This window comes from Nitrospinota bacterium (assembly GCA_009873635.1).
Lineage (GTDB): Bacteria > Nitrospinota > Nitrospinia > Nitrospinales > VA-1 > LS-NOB.
The window spans coordinates 28,924-37,480 of record WAHY01000009.1 but is presented as its reverse complement, the minus strand read 5'-3'; the positions used below and the strand labels follow the sequence as shown (position 1 = coordinate 37,480).

At 43.5% G+C, this 8,557-nt stretch carries 9 protein-coding genes; 5 read left to right on the top strand and 4 right to left on the bottom strand.

The genetic code is table 11. From position 1 onward, the window contains the following. On the top strand, positions 1 to 630 hold a 630-nt coding region (locus F3741_07175; GenBank protein MZG30577.1), incomplete at its 5' end, for a dihydrolipoyl dehydrogenase. On the opposite strand, the gene F3741_07170 is transcribed toward F3741_07175, so the two are convergent. Genes F3741_07170 through gcvT form a run of 3 tightly spaced genes read right to left on the bottom strand, consistent with a single transcriptional unit; the run spans position 627 to position 3,525 of the window. Continuing rightward, positions 627 to 1,973: an aminomethyl-transferring glycine dehydrogenase subunit GcvPA gene (locus tag F3741_07170; protein MZG30576.1), complete on the bottom strand. Its 1,347-nt coding sequence runs from the start codon at positions 1,971 to 1,973 to the stop codon at positions 627 to 629. The genes F3741_07175 and F3741_07170 overlap by 4 nt on opposite strands. Before the next feature lie 18 nt (positions 1,974 to 1,991). Next, positions 1,992 to 2,381: a glycine cleavage system protein GcvH gene (gene gcvH, locus F3741_07165; protein MZG30575.1), complete on the bottom strand. Its 390-nt coding sequence runs from the start codon at positions 2,379 to 2,381 to the stop codon at positions 1,992 to 1,994. Positions 2,382 to 2,403: 22 nt separating this feature from the next. Continuing rightward, a complete protein-coding gene (gene gcvT, locus F3741_07160) occupies positions 2,404 to 3,525 on the bottom strand; it encodes a glycine cleavage system aminomethyltransferase GcvT (GenBank protein MZG30574.1) in 1,122 nt (373 codons plus the stop codon). 110 nt (positions 3,526 to 3,635) lie between these two features. Between gcvT and F3741_07155 the strand changes: the two genes are divergently transcribed. The 4 genes from F3741_07155 (at position 3,636) to F3741_07140 (ending at position 7,992) form a co-directional block, all read left to right on the top strand. Next, complete coding sequence (locus F3741_07155; GenBank protein ID MZG30573.1) at positions 3,636 to 4,676, top strand: NTP transferase domain-containing protein; 1,041 nt, start codon at positions 3,636 to 3,638, stop codon at positions 4,674 to 4,676. Positions 4,677 to 4,823: 147 nt separating this feature from the next. Beyond that, positions 4,824 to 6,626 carry an elongation factor 4 gene (lepA, locus tag F3741_07150; protein ID MZG30572.1) on the top strand — a complete coding sequence of 601 codons (1,803 nt, stop codon included), beginning with the start codon at positions 4,824 to 4,826 and terminating at the stop codon, positions 6,624 to 6,626. Continuing rightward, on the top strand, positions 6,616 to 7,293 hold the full coding sequence (gene lepB, locus F3741_07145; protein MZG30571.1) for a signal peptidase I: 678 nt from the start codon (positions 6,616 to 6,618) through the stop codon (positions 7,291 to 7,293). Before lepA ends, lepB begins: the two co-directional genes overlap by 11 nt. Positions 7,294 to 7,299: 6 nt before the next feature. Continuing rightward, positions 7,300 to 7,992 carry an HAD family phosphatase gene (locus tag F3741_07140; protein ID MZG30570.1) on the top strand — a complete coding sequence of 231 codons (693 nt, stop codon included), beginning with the start codon at positions 7,300 to 7,302 and terminating at the stop codon, positions 7,990 to 7,992. A gap of 2 nt (positions 7,993 to 7,994) precedes the next feature. Here the strand turns inward: F3741_07140 and F3741_07135 are convergent, their stop codons facing one another. After that, the gene (locus tag F3741_07135; protein MZG30569.1) at positions 7,995 to 8,522 is read right to left on the bottom strand and encodes a hypothetical protein; all 528 of its coding nucleotides are present in this window, start codon (positions 8,520 to 8,522) and stop codon (positions 7,995 to 7,997) included. Positions 8,523 to 8,557 lie beyond the last annotated feature (35 nt).

Here is an 8,557-nt window from a genome sequence, read left to right as displayed (position 1 = left end):
AAAAAGCAGGTTCGCGCCCAAGTCATCCTGCAGGCTTTGGGGAGAAGGCCCAATATAGATGGTCTTCAACTGGAATCTGCTCAAGTTGAAACCCTGAAAGGTAGAATTCCGGTAGACTCTGAAATGAGCACCAATCAACCCCATATCTTTGCTGTGGGTGACGTGAATGGAATTCATGAAGTGGTGCATATCGCCATCCAGCAGGGAGAAGTGGCCGGTTATAACGCTGTGAATTCTGCGAACAAGCGCGAGATGGATGAACGCCTTAAAGCCTCAGTGGTTTTTACTGACCCGGCAGTTGCCAGCGTTGGTTTGAGTGAAAAGGAGTGCAAAGCAAATAACATCGCTTATTTATCCGCATCATATCCTTTCGATGACCATGGCAAGTCAATTTGCCTGGGAGAAACTCATGGGCATGTAAAATTACTTTGCGATCCTGTTTCGGGAGAAGTTCTGGGAGGTCATATTGTTGGACCGGAAGCGGGGGAACTGATACACGAACTCATTACCCTCATGCATTTTCGAGGTACGGTGAAAGACCTGGCAACGATACCGCATTACCACCCCACCCTTGCGGAAATCCTTACCTACCCTGCGGAAGAACTGCTTGAACAGTTATCCAGCGACTAACAATTTTCCAGTTTATCTGCCAGACGATCCATTTCTTCGCGGGTGTTCAGTTCAGTCACACAAACCAGCAGGCAATTTTCCAGATCCGGGTAATAGGATTTAAGGGGATAACCACCAATGATGCCTTCTTGTTTCAAAGAAGTTAAAATTTCCTCCACGGGCCGAGGGCATTCGATGACAAACTCATTAAATGTATCAGCGGAAAAACGAATATTGAAATTTGGGACATGTGCCAGCCGGTTTTTTAAATAGTCTGCCTTTCTCAAGTTCAGGACAGCCAGTTCACGAAACCCCTGTTTCCCCAGAGTTGACATGAAGATAGCGGTTGCCAGTGCGCACAGCCCCTGGTTGGTACATATATTAGAGGTGGCCCTTTCGCGGCGGATGTGCTGTTCCCTTGTAGACAGAGTCAGGACATATGCCTGTTTCCCGTTCTGGTCCACGGTTTCACCTGCCAGACGACCAGGCATCTGCCTTAAGAACTTTTCCCGTGTCGCAAAAAACCCAACGTATGGTCCACCATAAGAAACCGACAAACCAAGGGATTGTCCTTCTCCCACAACGATATCCGCACCATGAGATCCTGGTGACTGCAATATACCTAAAGAAACCGCTTCTGCCACTACAACGATTAAAAGAGTTCCATTTTCCGCCAGCTTTTCCTTTAATGAGGCGTACTCTTCCACCACTCCCAGAAAGTTTGGCGATTGAAGAACAACGGCGGAGGTATTATCAGACAATTTTTCAATAATCGCTGAAACGTCTGTTTTCCCTTTTTCGTCAAAAGGGATTTCTTTAAGGTCAAAATTACTTCCTCTTGTGTAGGTTTCGGCAACTTTCCGGTATTCAGGGTGAACCCCGCGTGAAACAAGAAATTCCGTTCGGCGGTTAACACGGTTAGACATCACCACAGCCTCCGCAAGAGAGGATGCCCCGTCATACATGGAAGCATTTGCGATTTCCATCCCGGTCAACAGGCAGATCATTGTCTGAAACTCATAAATGGCTTGAAGAGTCCCTTGACTGACTTCAGGCTGGTAGGGTGTGTAACTGGTCGCAAATTCGCCCCGAGAAATCAGGTGGTCAATCAATATAGGCGAAAAATGGTGGTATGCTCCAGCTCCCAGAAAAACGGAGTGATTTTCAGGAGTGGTATTTTTTTTTTGCAGCCGTTTCAGGTAATTTGTTAAATCGCTTTCGGAAAGGCTCTCAGGCAGACCCAGCAAGTTATCTCCCAATTTCAAGGAATCAGGAATACTATCGAATAGAGTATCAATATTTTGCACGCCAATCTCTGCGAGCATCAGCCTTATATCTTGCTCTGTATGGGGGATATACCTCATAGGACAGGGAAAAGGATTTTACTCCATCTCCTTTTGACATTGTTCTGTGTAAGCATCTGGGTCAAGAAGAGATGCAATTTGCCCCTCATCAGAAAGTTCGATTTCAATAATCCATCCAGCTTCGTAAGGATCATTGTTGACCTTTTCCGGGTTCGTCTCCAGGTCCTTATTGATTGCTGTAACCTTGCCACTTGCAGGCGCATATAGGTCGGACACTGTTTTTACAGACTCCACAACTCCAAATGGGCTTTCCTGTTCAATCTCACTGCCCAATTCTGGCAACTCAACAAAAACGATATCCCCTAACTGCTCCTGGGCAAACCCTGTAATACCTATCACGGCCTTCTTACCGTCGATACGAATCCATTCATGTTCATGCGTATACTTTAAGTCTTTGGGGACCTCCATGATGCCTCCGTTATATTTACGATTAATCTTTTTTGACTCGAGTCGGCAAAAATGGCGGTTTGACGACCTCCGCCGGCACATTCAACTTTCTGATTTCTATTTCCAGTTTCGTTCCAGGTTCCGCATATTCAGGGGATACATAACATAATCCGATCCCTGTATTCAAGGCGGGTGAAAAAGTACCACTGGTCAGTTCCCCGACCGGGGTTCCATTTTTTAAAACCCTGTAGTGCGGACGCGGCACTCCCCTGTCCAACAGGCGAACTCCCACCAGTTTTCGACTATTTCCCGCATCCTTTTGATTTTTAAGCTCTGCCTGTCCTATAAACTCTTCCTTACCCAGCTTGATCACCCATCCCAACCCAGCCTCCAGAGGTTTGGAATCTTCGCTAATTTCATTACCATATAAGGCATAACCCATTTCCATTCTCAAAGTATCCCGGGCCCCGAGACCTATAGGTTGCAGATCAAATTCCTTACCCGCTTCAAGTATTGCTCTGAATAAAGATTCTGCATGGTTTTCATTAACATAAACCTCAAAACCATCTTCACCTGTGTATCCAGTTCGCGCGATGATTCCTTCAAAATTGTGGATTTTTTCTTTTTTAAAATGGTAATATCTGATTTTACTCAAAGGGCCTTCGCATAATTTTTGTAAAAGAGCCTCAGAGTGTTTTCCTTGAATCGCCAGTTGCGAAGTTTCATGACTCGTATTTCGAACTGTGGCATCAAAAGACGCGGCATTTTTTAAAATCCATTGAAAGTCTTTTTCTGTATTCGCGGCATTCACACAAAGGAAATAATGATCTTCGGAAAAACGGTGGACCAGTAAATCGTCCACCACACCTCCGTGCTCCATACACATCAAGGTATAAAGAGCTTGATTGTCTTGCATTGAATCTATATCGTTGGTCATCAATTTTTGAACCAGACTTTTGGCAGATGGGCCCTGGATTTCTATCTCACCCATATGGCTTACATCAAAAATACCAACCCCATTGCGGACACAATTATGCTCGGGGATGACACCTTGATACTGAATGGGCATCTGCCACCCTGCAAAAGGAACCAGCTTGCCCCCTAGTTCCTTATGAATATTGATCAAAGGGGTGGTACGAAGATTTGAGGAAGTTTCTTGAGACATGATCTAAAAATCTGGTATTTTGAATATGAAAAATGTAAACCTTGTGTATAACCAATTTCAATGAAGAGCGCAAGGTATTATAATAATAAGAAACTGATAGAGGTTTTTGCATGGGCTCAATGAACGGTCAAAAAAAATATGATGCTATCCTTGTCGCAGGAGAAGGCAACTCCAGCTACAAAGTTCTTCATCAAAACAAGGCTTTTTTGACCATCAGTGGAAAGTGCCTCGTCCATTATATTGTTGAAACCCTGCAACAGGTTGAATCCATTCAGGATATTTACATAGTCGGCCACAAGGAAAAATTAAAACAGGTATTTCTATCCGGACACGTTGACCTGGAGTTTCCTAAACGTATTCATATTGTTGAGCAAAGATCTAATCTTTATGAAAACGTCTGGCACACTTTTCTTCAATCTTTGAAGGGTGAAAATGGAGAAGTCCCAAATACTGAGTCTCATAGCGACAGGGCGGTCCTGATCGTCCCCTGTGACGCGCCGCTGATGACTCCTCATGAGGTGGAATATTTTATTTCCCATGCAGATATGGAAAATTATGACCACGTTTTGGGGCTTGTTTCTCGTGAAAAGCTTAAAAGCTTTTATCCGCGAGAAGGAAAACCGGGTATAAAAATGGCCTATCTCCACATAAAAGAAGGCAGCTACAGGATCAACAATTTACACATGGTTAAGCCGCTACGAATTGAACATCGGGAATACATCCAGAAAATGTATCAGTACCGCTATCAGAGAAACTTTAAAAATCTTTTGCTTTTTACTTTATCAATAATTGGAAAAGCTGAGGCTCGGTATTATAAAAACTATATCGGCCTGCAATTATGCCTGTTTTTTTCAAATCTCAGGCTTGACTTCCTGGTGGACTATTTTCGCAAGTTAAATCCCAAAAGATCATTGGAAAAAATTATTTGCGCCATCATGCAAACCCGTTTTATGGCATTGGAAGTTCCCTACCCGGGATCAGCCCTGGACATTGATAACGCCAAGGACTACGAAGCCATGAAAAACCAGTTCGAGGAATGGCGAAACTATTTGAGGATTCAAGAAGAATCCCAAACCCTTACTAAAGACTACGACAAGGTTTCTCACACCACTCCCACAAAAAAAGTGGCAAGACCTTCTCCCACGCACTGATTACCAGCCGCAGTGGCAACTAAAGTAAGTTTTATTAAAAGTACCCTTGCTAAAATTTAAGAAGCTATTGAAAATTACCAGCGGAGATTTCTGCTTGGACAAATAATTCCAAGCAGATCAGGAATGGCTTATGGACGATAAAATAATATGATAAAGGACCGTTTAAGAAATTTTTCCATCATTGCCCATATAGATCATGGCAAATCTACTCTTGCCGACAAACTGATTCTTGCCACTTCAGCGATCCCGGAAAGGGAGATGAAAGACCAGGTCCTGGACAATATGGATCTGGAACGCGAACGGGGAATCACTATCAAAGCGCAAACAGTGCGCCTGAAATATAAGGCCGAAGACAATCAAGACTACATATTCAACATGATTGATACTCCAGGTCATGTCGACTTCACTTATGAAGTGTCCCGCAGTCTGGCTGCCTGTGAAGGAGTGCTGTTAGTCATTGACGCAACACAGGGCATTCAGGCGCAGACCATAGCCAATCTCACACTTGCCATGCAACATGATCTTTCTGTCATACCGGTCATTAACAAAATCGATCTACCCAGCGCCAACACGGATTTCATAAAAGAACAACTGGAAGATGTCCTGCAAATAGAGTCGTCCGACGCAGTTCTGGTCAGTGCCAAGGAAGGAATCGGAATCAATGAGCTGATGGAAGCTATAGTCCGTCAGATCCCCGCACCAACTGGAGACGGCTCCAAAAAACTGCAGGCCTTGCTTTTCGATGCATGGTACGACTCATATCGGGGAGTTATTATACTGGTCAAGATACAACATGGTGCCCTGAAAACAGGTGAGGAAATTATGATGATGGCAACGGGAAACCGTTTCATGGTCGAAGAACTTGGCACATTCAACCCTGCTCAAGCTAAAGAGAATGAGCTCAAAGCAGGTGAAGTGGGCTACCTGATCGCCAACATCAAAGAACTGGATCAGACTAAGGTTGGAGACACCATTACCCACGCCAAAACTCCCTCAGAACAACCTCTGCCTGGTTACAAGGAAGTCAAGCCGATGGTGTTCAGCGGAATGTACCCTATCAGCGGTGACAACTATGAGGATTTACGAGATGCACTAAAAAAACTCACCTTGAACGACGCATCGTTTTCTTATGAAGCAGAAACCTCGTCGGCCCTGGGTTTCGGGTTCCGTTGCGGGTTCCTGGGTCTACTTCATATGGAAATTGTAAGGGAACGAATAGAGCGTGAATATAAAGTCGACCTCCTCACTACAGCACCTACCGTTGTATACAAAGTTGTCACAACGGATGGAAAAACATTGATGATCGACAATCCTTCCAAACTGCTTGAACAAAAAAATATCGACCATCTTGAAGAACCTTATGTATTGGGAACCATTATCGTACCGGAAGAATATATAGGGGTGGTGATGGCGTTAGTGCGTGAACGCAGAGGGATCCAGAAAAAAATGGAATACATGAATCCCGAAACGGTCCTGCTGGAATATGAGCTGCCATTTAATGAAATTGTGCTGAACTTTTATGACCGCCTTAAATCGGGAACCAAAGGATATGCATCCTTTGATTATGAATTTATAGATTTCAGGACATCCAGTCTGGTAAAGTTAGACATCCTATTAAACGGAGAACTGGTCGATGCGCTATCTTTAATCGCTCACAAAGACAAAGTGTATTATCAAGGCCGCGAATTGGCAAAAAAACTAAAAGACCAGATACCGCGCCAAATGTTTGAGGTAGCCATTCAAGCTGCGATAGGAAGTAAAGTTGTCGCGCGTGAAACCGTCAAGGCGCTCAGAAAAAATGTTCTCGCAAAGTGTTACGGAGGTGACATCACCCGTAAACGCAAACTGCTGGAAAAACAAAAAGAGGGTAAGAAAAAAATGAAACGGGTGGGCAGCGTAGAAATTCCGCAGGAAGCTTTTCTAGCAGTATTGAGGACCGATGACAAATAACACCGATCAAAACGCTCCAACTCAAGAAGTTGCAGTGAAAAAAAAGAGCATTGCCCGCGAATACACGGAAGCAATTTTAATTGCCCTGCTACTGGCCTTGCTGATTCGCACATTCATCATCCAGGCTTTTAAAATTCCTTCCGGTTCCATGGAAACCACGCTCCTTATCGGCGATCATATTCTTGTTTCCAAATTTACTTATGGCACACATGTCCCAAATGAAATCCCTTTCCTGAACATAAAGCTTTTTGACGATATTGTTATATTTTCCAAAACCCCTGAAAGGGGAGACATTATCGTTTTCAAATTCCCAAAGGATGAAAGCCGGGACTTCATTAAACGCGTGATTGGCCTGCCCGGAGATATTCTGGAAGTGCGTCGACAAAAAGTTTATATCAACAACAAACCCTACGATGATACACATGCCCGACATACAGACTCTCCTGGAGACAGTCCGCTGGTCCCAAGGGATGACTTCGGACCTATTCTTGTTCCGGATGGCCATGTATTTGTGATGGGAGATAACCGGGAAAACAGCCAGGACAGCCGCTACTGGGGTTATCTTGATATTAAAAAAATCCGGGGTAAAGCACTTGTAATTTACTGGTCTTGGGATCGAATTAAAAAATGGGTCAGGTTTGATCGGTTCGGGAAAGTTCTGGAATAAAGCTGCATGACTGAACAATCAAATTTAAAAAGTAATTTGCACTCTCTTCTCGCAAACTGCAAGGCAGCAATTCTCGACTTTGACGGATTAATAGCCGACTCAGAACCTTTCCATTACCGAGCCTACAATGAAGTCTTTGAACGATACGGGCATACCCTTGATAAAGATGAGTATTGGGTAGAATGGACCTCGAAAGGAAAAGGCATAGCTGGTGAAATTGAACGCCATAATCTCAGTCTTGATGTAGACCCTGTTGATCTTAGAAAACAGAAGTTCGAAGTTTATTCAAGGTTTTGTCGGAGTGGAGACATTAAGTTATTCCCACTCGCTCAGACTATGGCAGAAACTTTATCTGTCAATCATAAGCTGGCCATCGCCTCAGGTTCATGGGTCAAAGACATCCGCAATATCTTAGAAAATGCTGGAGTGTCGAATCTCTTCCCTGTAATTCTTGGGAAAGAGTCTGCTCCCAGAGAAAAACCACATCCGGATATTTTTTTAAACGCTGCGGAAAAACTTGGGTGTCATCCCAGCGAATGCTTTGTTCTTGAAGATGCTCTAAAAGGACTTAACGCAGCTAAAGAAGCCGGAATACCGTGCATCATCTTAAGAAATCCCTTAAATAGGAATATAAAATTTGACGGTGCAAAATTGATATTTGACAGCCTTGCAGATTTTGTTGATTCTTTGAAGGGCTGATTTTAAGAGTTTTCTTTTCCCAGCTTCTCTTTAAACCCTGCAAATAAATCTTTAATTGGAGGAATAATCTTTTCCTTCAACTCATCTGGAACCCAATTGATTTTTTCAACTGGCCAGTTTTCCAGATTACGGATATCCAGACCCGCTTTTTTGTAGGGTGCTTCCAAACTTTCTTCAAAACCATAGATCAATGCATTTTTAAAAACCATCTCATAGAGATCAATAATTTCTTCGGGATCGTGCAAGCCTGCCATAAATCGTTCCATCATTTTTTCGATGATCGGGTTGGCATGCTCCTGAAAATCTTCACTGCAGGCTTTTTCCAAAGTACGGTAAATAATAATTATGTCTTGAAGAAGGTATTTAATATCTTTTGGGTCCCTTGCAACCGGACCTTTTGACAAATCAAAAAATTCCTTATACTCCTTGATGATCCTAACAGTATCACTGATTATCGACTCTTCCCAGGGAACATGGTTCCATACAAAAAACGCCCTCAGCCACCTCACCGTATCGGTAGTATCTTCCATATGAAGAGTCAAGCTGGGTTTTGCAGAATTGCTGA